Source organism: Desulfosarcina alkanivorans (genome assembly GCF_009688945.1).
Lineage (GTDB): Bacteria > Desulfobacterota > Desulfobacteria > Desulfobacterales > Desulfosarcinaceae > Desulfosarcina > Desulfosarcina alkanivorans.
This window is the reverse complement of record NZ_AP021874.1, coordinates 3,100,032-3,118,890: the sequence shown is the minus strand read 5'-3', so window position 1 is coordinate 3,118,890 and position 18,859 is coordinate 3,100,032. Positions and strand designations below refer to the sequence as shown.

Sequence of the window (18,859 nt, the reverse complement as noted above, 5' to 3'; positions counted from 1 at the left end):
ATACCTAAAAAACCGTTTTCAATTTTTGGCCCCATCGGATTACGGCACCAGGCATTGGTTGGAGCGGGTCGAAAGTAACCAGCCCGGATTGCCGGTCCGGGTAAAAAGGTGCCGGTTTTTCCGGGACGGTTTTCATCCGGTTCGGTCGGGAAGGCGATGGATGCGGCTTCCTGAGATTATCAGCACGCTGGCAGCGTTTTTGTATTCGACAATCGGGATGATGATGGACAGACAAAAATACAGGATCTTTCTTTCGGGTTTTTCACCCTGGATCATACTCGGAGCGGTGCTGGTCCTGCTGCCCATTGTGGCCCTGATGTCTCTGGAGAACATCAATCGCCAGAAGCGCCAGAGCATCCGCCTGATGATTGAAAAGGGGGGCGCACTGATCCGGTCGTTTGAAGCCGGTACCCGAATGGGTCTGCGCGGGGGGCACGGCAGCGGCTTCAAATTGCAGCGCCTGCTGGTCGAAACCGCCGCCCAGCCGGACATTGCCTACCTTCTGGTGGTTGGCATCGACGGTACCGTGGTTGCCCACAGCCGGATGGATCGGCTGGGGACCGATTATGGGGGCACCCTGGATCTCGAGTCCGTGTATGCGTCGGGCAAGCTGGCCTGGCGCCGGACCACATCGGCGGAAAATGAGGCCGTTGTGGAGATTTTCGGGAAGTTCGCCCCACTGGCCAGACCATCGAAGCGTTCCATGCACGGGCACATGATGCGCATGGCCCCGCCGGAACGGGAGGCCCCGGCCATGGTCATTTTTGCCGGCTTCAGGACCGATGCTCTGGACGCCGCCCATCGCGCCGACGTGCGCCACACCGTGGTGATGGCCCTCGTGCTCCTGCTGGTCGGATGCGCCGGGGTGATGCTGCTTTTTCTGACCCAGAACTACCGTTCCGCCCGGACATCCCTGGCGCGGGAAAAGGTGTTTTCCGACAACCTGGTGTCGCGCATGCCCATCGGGTTGGTGGCGTTGGACCGCAGCGGCCGGGTGACTGCGCTGAATTCCGTCGCCGAAACCACGCTGTCGGTCCGTGCCGCCCGTGTGATCGGTCATGCCGCCAGCGGTGTCATACCGGGCGTATTGGCCGATACGCTGGCGGATGCCGGCCGGCCGGTGGAAAAGGAGATTCTCTGTCCGGTCGCCGACGGCCGCCGCATCCCCATGGACGTGAGTGCCGCCCGCCTGACAGACGAAAACGGGGAGTGCTTCGCTCAGGTGATCCTGTTCAAGGACCTCACCGAAATACGCGCCCTCCATCAGGAGCTGGAAGAAAACCGGCGCCTGGCGTCGGTGGGTCGTCTGGCCGCCGGTGTGGCGCACGAGATCCGCAACCCGTTGAGTTCAATCAAGGGGTTTGCCACCTACTTCAGGGAAAAATACCGGCAATCCGAAAAGGACCAGCAGATCGCCGCCATCATGATCCAGGAGGTCGACCGGCTCAACCGGGTGGTGGGGCAATTGCTGGACTTTTCGCGTCCTGTCCGGCTTCATTTTCAGGTGGTGCCGCTCGAGCCTTTTTTCCGGGACGCATTCCGGCTGGTGGATCGCCAGAGTCGCGAATCCGGCGTCACCATGGTCCTGGATCTGGCCGACGACAGCCTGTCTGCGCGTATGGACGCCGACCGCATGAGCCAGGTGGTGCTCAACCTCCTGCTCAACAGCCTGGATGCCATGCCCGACGGGGGAACATTGACGGTCAGGGCATCCGGGCAGGCCGACGGCAGCACCCGCATCCAGGTCCTCGACACCGGCGTGGGGATCGATCCCACGGACCAGCCCCACATTTTCGAACCCTATTTTTCCACCAAGCGGAGCGGTACCGGCCTGGGGCTTGCCATCGCTCACAATATCATCAAGGCGCACCGGGGAGAGATCCTGGTGGACGGCCGGCCCGGCGGGGGAACGGCCTTTCAGATCGTCCTGCCGGCGGCAAGGGAGGCATGATGGCTGACACATACCGGGTGCTGGTGGTCGACGATGATGCGGCCCACCGCACCATGCTGAACACCCTGGTCGGTGGGTGGGGATACGAGATCGTGGATGCGGACGACGGGGAGGCGGCCGTCGATGCGGTCCGGGCCCAGCCCGTGGATCTGGTGCTGATGGACATCCGCATGGTCCGTGTTTCCGGATTGGAAGCCCTGGAACGGATCAAAACCATCAATCCGGCGATCCCCATTGTGCTGATGACAGCCTACGCATCCGTGGAGATGGCGGTGGATGCCCTCAAAAAGGGTGCCTACGATTATCTGATCAAGCCCCTGGATTTCGATAAGCTCAGGCTGACCCTGGCACGGGCCCTGGAGCACATTCGCCTCAGGGCGGAAAACCGGCGGCTCAAACATCAGCTGGCGGGCGGTTTGCAGGCCCCGGACATCGTCGGCAGCAGCCCGGCCATGGTTCGGCTGATGGAGACCGTCGCCCAGGTGGCGGTCTCCGAGGCCACGGTGATGGTTACCGGCGAATCGGGGACGGGAAAGGAGCTGGTGGCCGCTGCCATTCACCACAACAGCCCCCGGCGGGACGGGCCGCTGGTCAAGGTCAACTGCGCCGCCATTACCGACACCCTGCTGGAATCGGAGCTTTTCGGCCATGAAAAAGGCGCCTTCACCGGTGCGGACCGCCGCAAGGAGGGACGCTTTGTGCAGGCCGACGGGGGCAGCCTGTTTCTGGATGAAGTCGGTGAAATGCCCGTTTCCATGCAGGTGAAACTGCTGCGTGTGATTCAGGAGCGGGAGCTGACCCGGGTGGGCGGCGAAGAGACCCTCTCCGTGGATGTCCGCCTTGTCGTGGCCACCAACCGGGATCTGATGAAGATGGTCAGGGCCGGCACCTTCAGGGAAGATCTCTATTATCGCCTGAACGTGGTGGAACTGAAAACCCCGCCGCTGAGGGAACGCCGGGAAGACATCCCCCTGCTGGCCACCCATTTCCTGGCTCGCTTCGCGGAAAAAAACCGCAAAGTCGTGGATCGTTTTTCCCCGCGGGCCATGGACCTGCTGATCCGCCATCCCTGGCCGGGAAATGTGCGTGAATTGATGAATACCATCGAACGCGCCGTTGTGCTGGCCCGGTCAGCCTGCCTGGACCGGAATGATTTCGCCGCCCTGGAACCGAACCCCGGGGATGGCGATCCGGATACACCACCGGGAGCTTTCGCCGTCGATGTCCCCCTGGAGCAGATTGAGCGGGACGCCATCGTCAACACCCTGGCATCGGCAGGCGGAAACAAGAGCGAAGCGGCCAGGCGGCTGGGAATTACCCGCAAGACCCTCAGGGAGAAATTGAAGCGATACAACCTTGCTTCGACAAAAGGAAAATGACCCGCCGCCATCCGGTCGCCCATTGCGGCAAAGATCGTTGAATCGCGGATGGAAGGCTGCCGAATACGGGGTCCGGAAAAATTAAAGTCCCTCCTTTGCAGGCCGATATAGGAGTCACCGGATGAAAATGAAGGCGGTTTTTTCTGTCCGTTGGGTCCGGACGAACCGCCGCCGCCCGGCTGGCCGGAGAAATGGCCGGCGGCGGTGGGCGCCACCATCGCCGTCTTCCTACAGGAATGGAAACGAGCCCGATGCCCCGTGCTGCGACGATCCTCGAACTGGTTAAAAAAAACAAGGTTCTGGAAGAAGAAAACAGGCGCTACCGGAAATCCCAGGAAGCGGTTCACGGCAGCGAGGAGCGGTTCCGGCTGATTTCGGAAACCATTCACTTCGGCGTTTTCGAGATCGATGAAGAAGGCAGCTGCCAATACACCAATACGAGTTACCAGGAGATCTTCGGCCTCAGCCTGGTGGAGAGCCTGACCCTGGAATGGATCGAGTTCCTGCATGCCGACGATCGTGAAGCCGTTTCTTCGGCGTGGGCACGCGCCCTGGACGAGATGGATGCCTTTTCCATGGACTGCCGGATCGTGCGGCCCAATGGGGCGGTCAGGTGGATACACCTACATTCGGAACCGGTGTTCTCCGATGCGGGCGGGCGTTACACCGGAACCGTGGAGGACATCACGGAGCGCAAGCTGGCGGAAGAGGAACTGAAAAAAGCCAAGGACGCCGCCGAGACCGCCAACCGGGCCAAAAGCCAGTTCCTGGCCAATATGAGCCATGAGATCCGTACGCCCATGAACGGGGTGATCGGATTTACCGATCTTTTGCTGGATAGCGAACTCAGCGACATGCAGGTGGATTACACCCAGACCATCAAGCGCAGCGGTATCGCCCTGCTTTCTCTGATCAACGACATCCTCGATTTTTCCAAGATCGAATCCGGGGAACTCGATTTCGAAACGATTGCGTTTGACCCCGAACTGCTGGCCTACGACGTCTGTGATCTGGTCCGGCCGAAAATCGGAAACCGCCCGGTGGAGCTGCTTTGCCGGGTCGACGACCACATGCCGGCCATGGTCAAGGGCGATCCGCTCAGGTTTCGCCAGGTCATCACCAACCTGCTGGGCAATGCACCGAAATTTACCGAGGCCGGCGAAATAGAATTGTCCATGCACCTGGCCGAAGAGACGCCGGAATCCGTGATGCTGCACGCCGCCATCCGCGATACGGGCGTCGGCATTCCCGAAGAGAAACAGGCGGTTATTTTCGAACCCTTCCAGCAGGCCGATGGGTCCACCACGCGCAAATACGGCGGCACCGGACTGGGGCTGTCCATCTGCAAACAGATTTCCAACCTGATGGGCGGGGACGTATGGGTGCAGAGCCGTTCGGGTGAAGGCAGTACCTTTCATTTTACCGCCTGGCTGCAAAAATGCGAAGACAAGCAGGCCCGCCGGGTGCCGCCGGTGTCTCTCGAGGGATTGCGCGTGCTGGTGGCGGATGACAATGCCGCCAATGGGCGGATCCTGGAACAGGTTTTGAGTACGGCCGGCATGGCGACCGTCGTGACGCAGCGGGGCAATGACGTGCTGCCCGTGCTGCAGGCGGCCGTGGAAAAAGGAGCGCCCTTTGACCTGTGCATCTCGGATATCCGCATGCCGGATACAGACGGGTTTGCGGTGGCCGCCGGGATCCGGTCCGCGCAGGCCCCCCTTTCCCGGATGCCGTTGATCGCCCTTTCCAGTTCGCTGGAGCGGGATGCGCATCGCTGCGAAAAGGCCGGGTTCAACGGGTTTTTAAGCAAGCCGGCCCGCCGGGAAAAGTTGCTGCAGATGATCGGGCGCGTGCTACGGGACAATGCCGGGCAGCCCGGTGCCCGGACGGATCGCCTAGAGAAGATCCACACCCAGTATTCGGTCAGGGAAGACCTCAAGCACTCGGTGCGGATACTTCTGGTGGAAGACAACCTGGTCAACCAGAAACTGGCCAGACTGATGCTGGGGAAGGCGGGGTACCAGGTGGACGTCGCCAGCAACGGGGTGGAAGCCCTGGACACCTACACCGCCGATCCGGATGCCTTCGATCTGATTTTCATGGATGTCCAGATGCCGGAAATGGATGGAAAGGAGGCCACCCAGGCCATCCGCCGGAAAGGATTTGACAAGGTGCCCATCATCGCCATGACCGCCCATGCCATGAAAGGGGACCGGGAAAGGTGCCTGGAAGCGGGCATGAACGACTACATCACCAAGCCCATCAAGCGGGAGGCGGTGTTTGCAATTATCGAAAAAAATGTTTTCAGTAAGGAGTCTGGATGAATTTTAAAGTATTGGGCGACAAACTCGGGCTGGATGAAGATGAATATCGTGAACTGGTCAGCCTGTTCCTGGACACCGGGCGGGCTGACTATGCCCTTTTGAAGACCGCCTTCAGCGCCGGGGACGCCCGGCAGGTGGCCAGAAGGGCCCACACCATCAACGGGGCGGCCGGCAACATGGGCATTGTGAATGTCCACGAACTGGCCAAACGGATCGAACGGGCCGCCGCCGAAAATCAGCTGGATTCGGTTTCCGCTGACGTGGAAACCCTAAGGGAATTGTTCGACGACATCGCCGGGTGTGTTCATGCCTGACCGGAAATTACCATTTTTTCGCTTCGGCGGCTCGGGTCCCCGGTCACCGCGAACCTTCAGGCGCCGTGCCTGGCGGGTCGACGTCCGCCAGCGGACGCCGACGCGTCTGGCGTTTTTTTCGGATCGCCAGGCCGCGTTTCCGGGGGGGCTGGCATTGCCGGCCGGCCGGTGGCATGGATAGTATTTTGAGGTCAAACCTGATATAATCATTGGTTATGATCGAGCCCATCCATGACCATCAGGGCGACCTGCTCGCCCGCATCAGCACCTGCATAGAAAATGGCGGACGCCTCACCACAGAGGTGCTCGCCTACATCGAAACCTCCCTGTTTTCCCCCACACCCGCCAGCCTGGCCGCTTTTTTGACCGATGACGCCGACTGCGATCGGGACAGCCTGCTGGACCTGATCTTTTCTCCGGATCAGGACGTTCAGGCTGACCTGGAGCCGCTGCTGGAGCAGGCGCGGTTCTCACCGGAGGAGGAAGCGGTCTGCCTTGACCGTCTGATGGCCCGGGCGATCGTCGCCCCGGTCGGCCTTCCCGACGGCAGGCCGGTGGTCCGCGTCCAGGTCCCCGATTTTATCAAGGCGCATTACCTGGAACGGTTGAACATCGCCTGGCAGATCGATCCCCGGGTGGCGGCGGCCATCGACGGCAGCGTGTCGGCCGTGCCGGGCAGGTCGGTCAAGGTGCGGCTCAGAAATGCCGGCATCCGCTGGACATCCTGCCTGCGGACTTTCCTGGCCCGGTTTTTCGAACGCGTGGCCGACAGCGACCCCGACTACCTGGCCTGCCTGGATCTGGTGCTCTCCCTGATCGGGACTGCCGGAGATGGGGACGACGCCTACGAATTGCTGGCCGGGCACAAGCGGCATCTGTTCCGCAGTTTTCAGCAGGCCCGTCGTTTCGAGAAACTGCTGCAGCGGTCCAACATGGAAACCCTCATGCTTCAGGGGGTTCGCAGCCCCCACGCGTCGCCTGATGAACTGATGCACCAGATGCGGCTGATCGACCGGGCCTGCTTCCAGATGTATGGCAAAACCGAAACCATAGCACTGCCCATGGTAGAACCGATCCGGCAGGTGTCGGATCTGGATACCCCCGAGGCCGCCGTCCAATCCCTGCTGCGATGATTCGATGATTGCCCGGGACAGGTTTACAAACCATGAGAAATGGGTTACTCAGATCGTCGCCGATGGGCACCGTGGAACTGCTGACATATCGACGACCGCAAAGGAAAGGGGCCTTATGAACCGCTTGAAGATTGATGGGATGGACCTCATCCGCCTGGCTGTTTTCATACTGGCCATCGCTTGCGTGCCGGTACCGCCATCCTCGGCGTCAGACGCCGACCATACCATCGACACGATTATCGCCGGCGTGGAGGCGCGCTACAACGTGCCCGGATTCACGGCGGATTTCGACCAGGAATCCATCCTCAAGGCCATGGCGGTCACCGACACGGCCTCCGGCAGGCTGATGGTCCGGCAGCCGGGAAAAATGCGCTGGGAGTACCTGGTGCCGGATCCCCAGACCATCATCACCGACGGCAATGACCTGTGGGTGTTCCGGCCTGAAGATAACCAGGTGCTGGTGGGCAAGGCCCCCTCTTTTTTCGGAGAGGGCAAGGGGGCCGGTTTTCTGTCCAATATCAAGACGGTCCGCAAGAATTTCCAGATATCCCTGGAACCGGTCGATGCGCCCGGCCTGTATCGTCTCCGGCTGGTGCCCAATAAATCCTCGGTGGATCTGATGGCCGTCAACCTGGATATTGATAAAACCAGCTTCGACCTGGTCCGGATTACCACCTTCAACGTATACGGGGACGAAACCCGCATAGAACTGAAAAACGTCAGCTTCGGCGACCTGCCGCCGGAGGCGCTTTTTCGTTTCGACGTGCCGGAGGGGGCCGACGTGGTGCAGATGAACCCGTGAGCACCGCAGATGCCGCTTCGTCCGCACCCCCCGGGACCGTTCAGTGAAAGGCTCAACCGATGAAAGAGAAAATCAGAGCACTGCTCGATGAAAAAAAGGCCGTTCTGCTGGCCCACAACTATCAGCCGCCCGAGATCCAGGACCTTGCCGACCTGTGCGGGGACTCGCTCGAGCTGAGCATCCGGGCCGCCGATACCGATGCGGAGATCATTGTTTTCTGCGGGGTGCATTTCATGGCCGAGACGGCCTCGATTCTTTCCCCGGACAAAACCGTGCTGCTGCCGAGAGCAGAGGCCGGCTGCCCCATGGCCGACATGATCACCCCCATGGAATTGAGCGCGCGCCTCCGGACGATGCCGGAAATGCCGGTGGTGACCTACGTGAACTCTCCGGCCGCAGTCAAGGCCCTGTCCACCATCTGCTGTACCTCGGCCAATGCCGCCGAGGTGGTGGCCAGCCTGGATGCCGATGAACTGCTCATGACCCCGGACCGCAACCTGGCCCGCAACACGGCCCGGCACACGGAAAAGACGATTCACCTGTGGGACGGGTGCTGCCCCATCCACGACCGGTTGACGGTGGCCGATGTCCGGGCCGCCAGGGCCGCCCATCCGGAGGCCCTGTTCATGGTCCACCCCGAATGCCGGCCCGAGGTGGTCGAGATCGCGGATGCGGCCCTGAGCACATCGGGGATGATCCGCTTTGCCGCCGAGTCTGACGCCACCGAGTTTATCGTGGGAACCGAGGTGGGCCTGCTCCACCCCCTGGGGCAGAAGCTCCCCGCCAAGACCTTTTACGCGGCCTCGGAAAAGATGGTGTGCCCGGACATGAAAATGATCACCCCCCGGGATATCCTGGCCTGCCTGGAAAACCTGTCCGGCCAGGTGAAGGTACCCGAGGAGGTCCGCGTCCCGGCCCTGTCCGCGGTGACGCGCATGATCGCGTTGTCGCGTTAAAGGGGTTCAGCGAGAAGGCTGAAACACTTAAAACGCAACACCGATCCGTTGACCATTTTAACCGTCCTGCCGGCTGAATCGGAAGCCGGCCGGCGGTTGCCGGAGAAGCGCGAAAAGAAAAAGACCGGTCACCACCCATTTGGTGGTACCGGTCTTTTCAACTCTGGAGATCGCATGGTGCCAGGCGTTTACATGGCATCCACCATGTCGTCGGGAATGTCGGCGTTGGTGTAGACCTTCTGGACGTCATCGCAGTCGTCCATGGCGTCCATGAGCTTGAGCATGCGTTCGGCCTCTTTGCCCTCCAGGGGGCTCATGTTCTGGGGCAGCATGGTCACCTCTTCGTCGCTGAAGGGGATGGCCGCGCCCTCGAGGGCCTCCTTGACGGCATCGAAATCTTCGGGTGCGGTGATGACCTCGAACGTATCGTCCTCTTCGCGGACGTCTTCGGCGCCGGCCTCCAGGGCGATTTCCATGAGCCTGTCTTCGCCCACCGCGGCCTTGTCCACGTTGAAGTAGCCCTTCTTGTCGAACATCCAGGCCACGCAGCCGTTCTCGCCCATGTTGCCGCCGTACTTGTTGAAGATGTGGCGGATTTCGGCCACGGCGCGGTTCTTGTTGTCGGTCAGCGATTCCACGAGTATGGCGGCGCCGCCGGGACCGTAGCCTTCATAGGAGCTCTCCTCGTAGCTGACCCCTTCCAGTTCCCCGGTGCCCTTTTTGATGGCCCGTTCGATGTTGTCCTTGGGCATGTTTTCCGCCTTGGCGGCGGCCACGGCGGTGCGCAGGCGCGGGTTGGCGTCCAGATCGCCTCCACCCGTCCGGGCGGCCACGGTAATTTCCTTGATCAATTTGGTGAAGATCTTTCCTCTTTTGGCATCCTGGGCGCCTTTGCGGTGCTTGATGGAAGACCACTTGTTGTGTCCTGACATTTTTCTCTCCTTCTATTTTTTCGACGGGTAACCCGTTTTATTCAGACGGTCTCGCAAAAAGGCCGAGATCAAGTCCTGCGAACCCCGTCAAATGAGGCCTGCCCGCTGTGCGTCCCAATGACGGGGGATGACGCGTAACGCAGATATCGGGCTTTTTCCGAAACCGTCATTTCTTACCCAGTCCGATGACGAACACTTCCCGGCTGGCTTTACGCGTGCTCTGGGGGCGGAATGTCACCTGCCGGTCAAAACGTTGTCTGACTTGATCGGCAAAAGCCTTGAAATCGCTTCCCTGGAAAATCTTGCAGACGAAGCCGCCGCCGGGCACCAGGGTCTGGTCGGCAACCCACAATGCCGTCTCGCACAGTCCCACGGAGCGGGCTTCATCCACGTGCCGGTTGCCCGAGGTGGCCGGTGCCATGTCGCTGAGTACCACATCGAAGCGGGTCTGACCCAGTTTGGCCAGGTGGCCTTCCAGGTCGGCCACATCGCCGGTGATCACGGTTACGTTGTCGGGCAGCGCGATGGTGACCGGTGTCAGATCGATGCCCACCAGCCGGCCGCCGGGGCCGACCGTCCGGGCGGCAAACTGCAGCCAGGACCCCGGTGCACAACCCAGATCCAGAATCCGTGCCCGCCGGCTCAGGATGCGGTGCTTTTTCTGGATTTCCTGAAGTTTGTACACCGAGCGGGCCGCAAAATGGTCCTTCTGGGCCTGGCGGGTGTAATGGTCCGCCCACGGGTTCTTTTTCTTGTTTGTTCGCTTCATATCTTTTCGACCATTTCAAGTCAAGTTAAACCCCGGCCCGGGGTGGACCCAATACCCAATATAATGAGTGTGTTGTCAGAAAAGCAACTCCACGGCGGCAGCTACGGTGGCCACCCCTTCGAGGGCGATGCCCTCGATGGGTCCCAGCCGTTTCAGGCTGCCCGCCGGGGCCACGCAGCGGGTGAAGCCCATTTTCCTGGCTTCGGAGATGCGGATGTCCACGTTGCCCACGGCCCGCACTTCGCCGGCCAGGCCCACCTCGCCGAGCACCATGGTATCCTTGCGGATGGGCCGGTCCAGGAAGCTGGAGGCGACCGCCGATACGATGCCCATGTCCACGGCCGGCTCCATGATTTTGACGCCGCCGGCCACGTTCATGAAGATGTCGTGGCCCATCAGGTGCATGCCCAGCTGTTTTTCCATGACCGCCACCAGCAGGGCCACCCGGTTCTGGTCGAGGCCCAGGATGGTCCGCCGGGGCGTGCCGAAGCTGGTGCTCGACGCCAGGGCCTGGAGTTCCACCAGGATGGGGCGGGTGCCCTCCATGCTGGCCGTGACCACGGAGCCGGCGGCGTTTTCCGGCCGCTCGGACAGGAACACGGCCGACGGGTTGGCCACCTCCTCCAGGCCGCTTTCCTTCATCTCGAAGACGCCGATTTCGTTGGTGGAGCCGAAGCGGTTCTTCACCGCCCGCAGGATGCGGAACACGTGGTTGCGATCGCCTTCGAAATACAGCACCGTGTCGACCATGTGTTCGAGCAGCCGCGGCCCGGCTATGGCGCCTTCCTTGGTCACGTGGCCCACCAGAAAGGTGGGGATGCCCGTTCGCTTGGCCATGAGCATCAGCCGCATGGTGGACTCGCGCACCTGGCTCACGCTGCCCGGTGCCGATGTGATCTCCGGGCTGAACACGGTCTGGATCGAATCCACCACCAGCACGTCCGGCCGTTCGGCGTCCACCATGGCCATGACCGCATCGATATCGATTTCCGATACCACCAGCAGGGTGGACGACACCGTTTTCAGCCGTCTGCTGCGCAGGCGCAGCTGGCGAACCGATTCCTCTCCGGAAACGTAGAGCACCTTGCGGCCCGTGCTGGCGATGCCGTGCAGGGCCTGGAGCATGATCGTGGATTTGCCGATGCCCGGGTCACCGCCGATCAGGATCAGGGTCCCGGCCACCAGGCCGCCGCCCAGCACCCGGTCGAACTCGGCCATGCCGGTGGACATGCGTTCCTCGTCGATGATCTCCACGGCATTGATGGGCACCGGGCGGTTGCCCTTGACGGCCATGGTCTTGTTGCCGGGCGCGGCCGGCCGGCGCACCTCTTCGGCAAAGGTGTCCCATCCGCCGCATTCGGTACAGCGGCCCATCCACTTGGCGGATTCATACCCGCAGGCCTGGCAGACAAAGAGAGTTTTTGCGCTTTTTCGTGCCATGGGAGCCGATCGTGTTTATATTAGCTGAATCGTTCAATTTCGTTGTCATTGCCAGGCGATGGTTTGACACGGTATGAGCTGCCATGTCAATCAACCCGTAAAGAAAGTGCCGCCATCGAAACGATACACCGGCACCACCACACATTCCATACGGCTTCGTAAGAAATTCGAGATCAAGGCTTGCGAGTCCCGAGGAATGAGGCGTACTTCAAAGTACTCCGCAATGACGAGGGATGAAGCCTAACGCAGATATCGGATCTCTTACGAAGCCGTTACTTTAATGATCGACTACCACGTCCACACAAGCCTTTGCAACCACGCCGCCGGCACCATGGAGCAATATGTCCGGGCGGCGGTTGACCGGGGCCTTTCCACCATTTGTTTCCTGGACCACCTGACCTTCCAGGAGGCGGGGCGTCCCAACGCCATGTTTCCACGGGAAGTGCCCATGTATGTGTATCAGGCACGCCGTCTGGCACGCCAGTACCGGGACCGGATCACCGTTCGCGTCGGGCTGGAGATCGATTTTTCACCCCGCCATGTGGACCGCTGCCGGGAAATCGTGGACACCTTCGACCTGGATGTGGTCGGCGGCAGCGTCCATTTTCTCGACGGTGAAGATGTGGTCTCCCGGCGCTCGGCATGGGCCAGCGGGGAACGGGTCGCCGACGACGTATACACCAGGTACCTTGGCGTATTGGAATCTATGCTGGATTATGATTACTTTGATGTGGTATGTCATCTCGATCTGCCCAAAAAGTACAACCAACGCCCATCACCGTCTGTACGCGACGGTTTTGAGGGCGTTTTGGCAAAGATCCGGGAAAACCATCTGGCCGTGGAGTTGAACACCAGCGGGTTGCACCATCCCGTGAAAGAGGCCTTTCCATCGCCGGACCTGCTTCGCCGGTGTGCCCGCCTCGAGATTCCCGTGGTGACGGGTTCCGATGCCCACGCGCCCGAATCGGTGGGCAGGGAGTTCGATCGGGCCCGGGACCTGCTGAACGCGGCCGGTTACCGGCATCTGACCGGGTTTTCCCACCGGGAGCGGGAAATCGTTCCGCTCTGAGGCCCATGATCAGAATTAAAAAGAGGAGAGCAAGGCCGATGCCCGAAACGACCCTTCACAGAAGATACGGCCGCCTGGTTTCATCCGGTTTTGCCATGCTGATGGTCTTGCTGGCCGGACTGGTGGCGCCTGCCTTTTCCGACGATGCGCCGTGGCCCTTTGATACACTCGAAAAGCGGCTGATCGCAGACGGCTTCGACAGTGAGCGCATCAGGGAGATTTTCGCCAGCCCGGATGTTTCCTTCGAAAAAGGCGGCGTCAGCGCTTATTTTATGCACAACGAATCCAAGCTGAACTACAAGCAGTTCACCCGCGTCTGGAATGTCTCCTCGGCCAGGAAATACATGCAGGCGCACCAGACGGCGCTGGATGCCGCCCAGGCGACTTATGGCGTGGACAAGGAAGTGATCACCGCCATCATCCTGGTGGAAACCAAGCTGGGCACGTACACGGGAAAGAGATCGGTGATCAACACCCTGTCCACCCTGGCGGCCATGGCCGACGACAAGCCCCGCGAGACGATCTGGAACAGCCTGCCCGACAACGACCGGCGAATGTCGCGCCAGAAGTTTGAAAAGAAAGCGGACCAGAAGTCCCGCTGGGCCTACCGGGAGTTGAAGGCGTTCCTGACCTATACGGAAAAAGAATCCATGGACCCCACGACGATCAAGGGGTCCTATGCCGGCGCCATGGGGATTTCCCAGTTCATGCCCAGCAATATCGCCCCATACGGCAAAGACGGCAACGCCGACGGCCGCATCGACCTGTTTGTGCATGCCGACGCCATCGCCAGCATTGCCGGTTACCTGAAACACTACGGCTGGAAACCGGGGATCTCACGCGAAAAAGCCTTCAAGGTGGTTTACCACTACAACCACAGCAAGTATTACGTGAACACCATCCTCGACGTTGCGGAAAAATTGAAAGGCTGATCCATCATGAGTACCGGCATGTTCGTGGTTCTTACCGGCGTGTTTTTTTTCCTGCTGACCTGTGCGGCCATCCTGGATATCGCCCGCAAGGACTTCGGTTCCATCCAGATGAAAGCCCTGTGGGGCCTGCTTGTGGCCATGGTTCCCTTCATCGGGGTCATGGTCTATTTCCTTGTCGGCTTCCGCAAGGGCAAACGTCCCGCCGTCGATGCGCCGGCGGACTGATTGCGAACAGGTTTGGTTTATACTCGGTCGCCCATTGGTGTCATTCCCGTGAAGACGGGAATCCAAGTGGATCTGCTGGTAACGATCACGCCATCCCGTGGGCTGCCCCGGAATAAATAGTGTTTGACAAAGCATCGTGTTTTCTATATTGAACGGCTGTTTTTCCAAATGGTCCCATCGTCTAGTGGTTTAGGACGCCGGCCTCTCACGCCGGTAACGCGGGTTCGAATCCCGCTGGGATCACCAACAATAAAAACAGGGGGTTAGGTAGTAATGCTGACCCCTTGTCTATTTTGAACTTTTTGATTTTCCCACCGTATTTCCCTCCCACAGCCCGAGTATTGGTGTTTTGACGTTTCTGCCAATTTCCAGCCCACCGGCCCTTTTTTGAGTGTAAAATGCGATTTTCAGGGTTTAGGGTCGGCACAGCTATGTTTAGTTCCTTAATGCGGGGAGGTAAAACCGAACCAATCAAGGCTGCTTCTTTATCTCTGCTTTCTCCTTACTAATTTCATCGAGCAGGAGCCGCTGTTTCTCATCGGGAATTGCCCCAACACGGACACTGAATCTTTTTCGTCGCTGCTCAATGTTCCACTTGTCCAAGGGGATAACTGCTTTGCCTCCATCCCATTTCACTCGATCTCTGTAATAGATCGAATTTTTTAATGACTCCCAACTTCTTAGACCGACGTTTTCATAGCCCACCTTTAAAACAACAACATACATTCCTTCCAGAAAGGTCATGACCCTCGGACCCATTCCCCATACCTTGAACTCTCCGTTTTCATCGGTAACAGTCTCACGGGTATCATAAAACTCGCGTATTGTTCCCCCAGCAGTCCAGAACTCCTTGTACCAAACACCAAGTACAACTGCCCCTTCAATAGGCTCATTGCTTTTTGAGTCAATGACTCTACCATGATAGATACCATCATAGTACAAAGGCTTGAGGCCACAGGAGGCGAGCAGGAAAGGCAATATGATAAGAACCAAAATGGCCAAACGATACCGGCTATCAAACAGACGGCAAACTACTTTAGCTTTACTTCGTGTTTCTTTTGTATATGTAGTTTTCATATGTCTCGGATTCTTCCTGTGTGACTTTGTCAAACATAGGTGTTGGTGACGACAATTTAATATCGACATCCATGCAGACGAAACTCGCATGTTCCACCTCAGGGAACCCTTCAGTTTTTGGCTCAAGCTTAATAACCATGCCGTGCTTGACATCAAGCCATCTTCTTACAATCATCTCGTCTTCGTCTTTTCCATGTGGGTTGAAAACACTATCGCTACTCCAGCAGACATATCCTTTTTTGTAGATCCCTATGAAATGAGATCCAAAGGGATAGTTGGGAATTTTAAAACTTCCTTGGCTATCAGTGATTTCTTCAGTGGTACCGTATCGTTCTTTTGGAGTCGGCAAACCGATGGGAGCAAGTTTGTATCTGAACCATTTCACAGCAATAACCGCACCCACTACCGGCTTTTTGGTTTGAGCATCAATAACACTGCCCTTGATGTTGTAATGCATCCCGCAGGAAGCAAGCATTAATGGCGATATAAAGATGACCACCATACTTGGTGGCATCTTGGGCACGAACACCCAAGGGGTTACTTATTCCAAATAAAAACCTAAACTATAGCATAGCCCATTTATATCAATTCAAAGGATCAGTAGTTTTTATCCCTTTATATATAGTTCGAAAAGATGATCGATATGTGATGCTTTAGGATGTACAACGATTTCATCGATGAATCTTTATCGATATCTAAGCGATTCGATAATTATAAACATACTTAAAATAAAGAAAAAAAATTAATATCGATACAAATGCTTACCGATATCGATTGATCGAAGTATTGAAACCGCTTGGGCTTTACCGCATTATTTTCGAGTAAGCATTCACGGGGTACTTTGATGGTCCGATTGGCTTCGCAAGTCCCCGAAATCAATACACAAAAGTAAGGCTCCTAACCATCTGGAATAATTCAAAATAAATCTAGATTTTTCTTTTTGGCTATGATAGGGTGCTTTTCATGGCACTCAAAAGACCTTTTTCGGAACTCGATTGGCAACTGACGCCAGAGCCGGTGCGTCATTACATCATGGCTCTGGAACGGACGCTTTTCGATATGGAACAGCGGATTGCACTCCACGAAAAACGGCTCGAGAAGCTCGAGGTTCGGACCCGGAAAAATTCTCACAACTCCAGCAAGCCACCGTCTTCCGATCCACCTTTTGCGAGGAAGAAGAGAAAGCAAAAAAAGAGCAAAAAGGCTAAAGGCGGTCAGAAAGGCCATAAGCCGCACCAGCAGCAAGTGCTGGACCCGACCGAGAGCTATTGGTTGACCCCGCAACGTTGCTCATGCGGGCATTCGGCTTTCGATCAGGAAAAGATGAAAACGTTTTACGTACATCAACATATTGAGCTTCCCGAAATCGAAATGCAAGTCAATCACTATCTTCTCCAGCAATGCGATTGCCCTAACTGCGGTAACGTGGTCAAAGCCATGCTGCCACCTGAGATGTCCACCGGTTACGGTCCTCGTTTTACCGCCTTTATCGGTGAACTGAGCGGCATCAAGGGCATGAGCCGAAACGATGTCAAAAAGTTGTGCGAATCTGTATTAGACATTCCCATTGCCACCGGAACCATCCAGAAAATTGTCGACCGCACCTCAAATGCGCTATTGCCAGTCTACGAACGCATCGGCCAGATCGCCCGACGCTTTTGGTGTAACTACATCGACGAAACATCCTGGTTTAAGCAAAATGATCTGCACTGGCTGTGGGCCATGGTAAATGAACGGGTGGCATTTTATCGTATCGACCCACACCGGTCTAAGGAGGCCTTCGAAAACTTAATCCAGGATTGGAACGGCATTCTGGTCAGTGATGGATACGGCCTATACCAAAAATGGGTGCACCGCCAAACCTGCCTGGCTCACCTGATCCGCAAGGCCGATGCCCTGACGGAAAGAAAGAAACCCGACCTTCGCCGCTTCGGAGAAATCGTCGCCGCCTGGCTGAGGCAACTGGTATCGTTTGCCAAAGAACCTCCCGACTCAAAACAGTGGTCGGATTTTTATACGTTCTTCTTGTTCACCGTCTCCCTTTGGGAGGAGGACAAGACCGATGCTGGTAGACTTGCCCGTCAGATCGTACGGGAAATGGACAGTCTGTGGACCTTTCTCGATCACCATGGCGTCGAACCTACAAATAATCGCGCTGAGCGGGCCTTACGTTTTGGTGTGCTGTGGCGAAAACGCAGTCTGGGAACCCAAAGCGAAAAGGGTAATCGGTGGGTCGAGCGGATCTTGTCACTGAAAGAGACCTGCCGTTTAAATGAAAAGCCCACGTTCCCATTTCTCGTGGAATGTATTGCTTCCTACTTTCGTAATATAATGCCTGACCTTTCCTGGATTTGATTCATACGGGAATATCCCGTGAACGCGTACATTTTCGATCATAATAGCAGTGGCTGAGATCATTCCATTCTATCCCATCGGTATTAACCGGTGGGTGGCACACAGAGCAAATCCAAGCCTGGAAAATATGGGACGCTCTCACTATTTAAACTTTATAAATTCCCACGATTTTAGTATCACCAATCCATGCCACGCCAGTCCAGAATCGATGCTCCGGGCGCTCTGCACCATATAATTGCTCGCGGAATCGGTCGCCGTAATATCTTCGATGACGATCATGATCGTGACCAATTCCTTGAACGCCTGGAAACCATTATCGCGCAGACGCAAACATGCTGTTTTGCCTGGGCGCTGATCCCGAACCATTTCCATCTGCTGCTTCGTACCGGTGATGCGCCCGTGGCGACCGTCATGCGCCGATTGTTGACCGGTCATGCCGCGACATACAATCGGCGCCACCGGCGCAGCGGCCATCTGTTTCAAAATCGTTACAAATCCATTTTGTGCCAGGAAGATACCTACTTGCTGGAACTGGTGCGATACATTCATCTAAATCCTTTGCGAGCCAAACTGGTCAACGATTTGCGTGAATTGGCCAGCTATTCTTACAGCGGGCACCGGGCATTAATGGGCAAAGGGAAATGTCCATGGCAAAATACAGCGCATGTACTCAAACTTTTCGGAAGTACGGTTAAGCATGCCAGGCAGAAGTACCGGGCATTTGTCGCCCGCGGTATTTCCGCAGGCCAACGACCGGACCTGATCGGTGGGGGGCTGGTTCGATCGATGGGGGGATGGGAAACAGTTAAAGCTTTACGGCAAGCCAACGTATACATGAAAGGCGATGAACGGATTCTCGGCGACAGCGATTTTGTCGCGCATGTTCTCGATACAGCGCAGGAAGCCTATCACCGCAAAAAGGTTTTACAGGCCAAGTGCATCGATACGTATGCCGTCGCCCGATATATTGCCAATCTTTTAAGCATCGATGAAAAACGTATCTGGGCACCTGGAAAAAATCGGTTGACGGTAAAAGCCCGCAGTCTTTTTTGCTGCTGGTCAGTGGACCAGTTAGGCGAAAGCATGTCATCGCTTGCACGGCAATTGGGGCTGTCGGTTACATCTGTCAGCCAATCCGTGGAACGCGGTCGGCGGATCGCCGCTGAAGAAAACCTATCGTTTGATCACTCAAAACTTTAAA

The 18,859-nt window shown here is 57.5% G+C and carries 17 protein-coding genes, 1 tRNA gene and 1 pseudogene; 14 read left to right on the top strand and 5 right to left on the bottom strand.

Annotation, left to right across the window (positions count from 1 at the left end; all coding sequences use genetic code 11):
- Nucleotides 1–160 precede the first annotated feature (160 nt).
- From DSCA_RS13750 to nadA, 7 genes are all read left to right on the top strand, one after another.
- Nucleotides 161–1,951, top strand: coding sequence for a two-component system sensor histidine kinase NtrB (locus tag DSCA_RS13750; RefSeq protein ID WP_155316969.1), 1,791 nt, complete (start codon nt 161–163; stop codon nt 1,949–1,951).
- The gene (locus tag DSCA_RS13745) at nt 1,948–3,330 is read left to right on the top strand and encodes a sigma-54-dependent transcriptional regulator (protein ID WP_331457164.1); all 1,383 of its coding nucleotides are present in this window, start codon (nt 1,948–1,950) and stop codon (nt 3,328–3,330) included. Before DSCA_RS13750 ends, DSCA_RS13745 begins: the two co-directional genes overlap by 4 nt.
- 251 nt (nt 3,331–3,581) lie before the next feature.
- A complete protein-coding gene (locus tag DSCA_RS13740) occupies nt 3,582–5,654 on the top strand; it encodes a PAS domain-containing hybrid sensor histidine kinase/response regulator (RefSeq protein ID WP_167527769.1) in 2,073 nt (690 codons plus the stop codon).
- Nucleotides 5,651–5,968 (top strand): Hpt domain-containing protein, encoded by a 318-nt coding sequence (locus tag DSCA_RS13735; protein WP_155316966.1) that lies wholly within the window; start codon nt 5,651–5,653, stop codon nt 5,966–5,968. Before DSCA_RS13740 ends, DSCA_RS13735 begins: the two co-directional genes overlap by 4 nt.
- Nucleotides 5,969–6,183: 215 nt before the next feature.
- A complete protein-coding gene (locus DSCA_RS13730; protein ID WP_155316965.1) occupies nt 6,184–7,101 on the top strand; it encodes a hypothetical protein in 918 nt (305 codons plus the stop codon).
- Nucleotides 7,102–7,216: 115 nt separating this feature from the next.
- The gene (locus DSCA_RS13725; protein WP_167527768.1) at nt 7,217–7,903 is read left to right on the top strand and encodes a LolA family protein; all 687 of its coding nucleotides are present in this window, start codon (nt 7,217–7,219) and stop codon (nt 7,901–7,903) included.
- Nucleotides 7,904–7,962: 59 nt separating this feature from the next.
- Nucleotides 7,963–8,859 (top strand): quinolinate synthase NadA, encoded by an 897-nt coding sequence (gene nadA, locus DSCA_RS13720; RefSeq protein ID WP_155316963.1) that lies wholly within the window; start codon nt 7,963–7,965, stop codon nt 8,857–8,859.
- Nucleotides 8,860–9,047: 188 nt separating this feature from the next.
- Here nadA and DSCA_RS13715 read toward each other — a convergent pair whose 3' ends face one another.
- The 3 genes from DSCA_RS13715 to radA all read right to left on the bottom strand — a co-directional run bounded on the left by DSCA_RS13715 (nt 9,048) and on the right by radA (nt 12,000).
- On the bottom strand, nt 9,048–9,791 hold the full coding sequence (locus DSCA_RS13715; protein WP_155316962.1) for a YebC/PmpR family DNA-binding transcriptional regulator: 744 nt from the start codon (nt 9,789–9,791) through the stop codon (nt 9,048–9,050).
- Between the two features lie 166 nt (nt 9,792–9,957).
- Entirely contained in the window at nt 9,958–10,560 is a 603-nt protein-coding gene (locus DSCA_RS13710) for an RlmE family RNA methyltransferase (RefSeq protein WP_155316961.1), read from the bottom strand.
- 75 nt (nt 10,561–10,635) lie between these two features.
- Nucleotides 10,636–12,000 carry a DNA repair protein RadA gene (gene radA, locus DSCA_RS13705; protein ID WP_155316960.1) on the bottom strand — a complete coding sequence of 455 codons (1,365 nt, stop codon included), beginning with the start codon at nt 11,998–12,000 and terminating at the stop codon, nt 10,636–10,638.
- Nucleotides 12,001–12,280: 280 nt separating this feature from the next.
- Between radA and DSCA_RS13700 the strand changes: the two genes are divergently transcribed.
- The 4 genes from DSCA_RS13700 to DSCA_RS13685 all read left to right on the top strand — a co-directional run bounded on the left by DSCA_RS13700 (nt 12,281) and on the right by DSCA_RS13685 (nt 14,472).
- Nucleotides 12,281–13,069 carry a histidinol-phosphatase HisJ family protein gene (locus DSCA_RS13700; protein WP_155316959.1) on the top strand — a complete coding sequence of 263 codons (789 nt, stop codon included), beginning with the start codon at nt 12,281–12,283 and terminating at the stop codon, nt 13,067–13,069.
- Between the two features lie 38 nt (nt 13,070–13,107).
- Nucleotides 13,108–14,001, top strand: a complete 894-nt coding sequence (locus tag DSCA_RS13695; protein ID WP_167527767.1) for a lytic murein transglycosylase — start codon at nt 13,108–13,110, stop codon at nt 13,999–14,001.
- A gap of 6 nt (nt 14,002–14,007) precedes the next feature.
- Entirely contained in the window at nt 14,008–14,226 is a 219-nt protein-coding gene (locus tag DSCA_RS13690) for a PLDc N-terminal domain-containing protein (RefSeq protein WP_155316957.1), read from the top strand.
- Between the two features lie 170 nt (nt 14,227–14,396).
- Nucleotides 14,397–14,472, top strand: a tRNA-Glu gene (locus DSCA_RS13685).
- 225 nt (nt 14,473–14,697) lie between these two features.
- Here DSCA_RS13685 and DSCA_RS13680 read toward each other — a convergent pair.
- Together DSCA_RS13680 and DSCA_RS13675 are read right to left on the bottom strand one after the other, a co-directional pair.
- Entirely contained in the window at nt 14,698–15,303 is a 606-nt protein-coding gene (locus tag DSCA_RS13680) for a hypothetical protein (protein ID WP_155316956.1), read from the bottom strand.
- Nucleotides 15,269–15,805 carry a peptidase associated/transthyretin-like domain-containing protein gene (locus DSCA_RS13675; RefSeq protein ID WP_155316955.1) on the bottom strand — a complete coding sequence of 179 codons (537 nt, stop codon included), beginning with the start codon at nt 15,803–15,805 and terminating at the stop codon, nt 15,269–15,271. The genes DSCA_RS13680 and DSCA_RS13675 overlap by 35 nt, the downstream gene beginning before the upstream one ends.
- A 461-nt stretch (nt 15,806–16,266) precedes the next feature.
- On the opposite strand from DSCA_RS13675, the gene tnpC reads away from it, so the two are divergent.
- The 3 genes and pseudogenes from tnpC (at nt 16,267) to DSCA_RS13665 (ending at nt 18,858) form a co-directional block, all read left to right on the top strand.
- The gene (tnpC, locus tag DSCA_RS13670) at nt 16,267–17,658 is read left to right on the top strand and encodes an IS66 family transposase (RefSeq protein WP_155314961.1); all 1,392 of its coding nucleotides are present in this window, start codon (nt 16,267–16,269) and stop codon (nt 17,656–17,658) included.
- A gap of 186 nt (nt 17,659–17,844) precedes the next feature.
- Nucleotides 17,845–18,147 (top strand): annotated as a pseudogene (locus DSCA_RS32575) (transposase); the annotation flags it as partial.
- Between the two features lie 33 nt (nt 18,148–18,180).
- Entirely contained in the window at nt 18,181–18,858 is a 678-nt protein-coding gene (locus DSCA_RS13665; RefSeq protein WP_231716594.1) for a transposase, read from the top strand.
- The last annotated feature ends 1 nt before the right edge of the window (nt 18,859 follow it).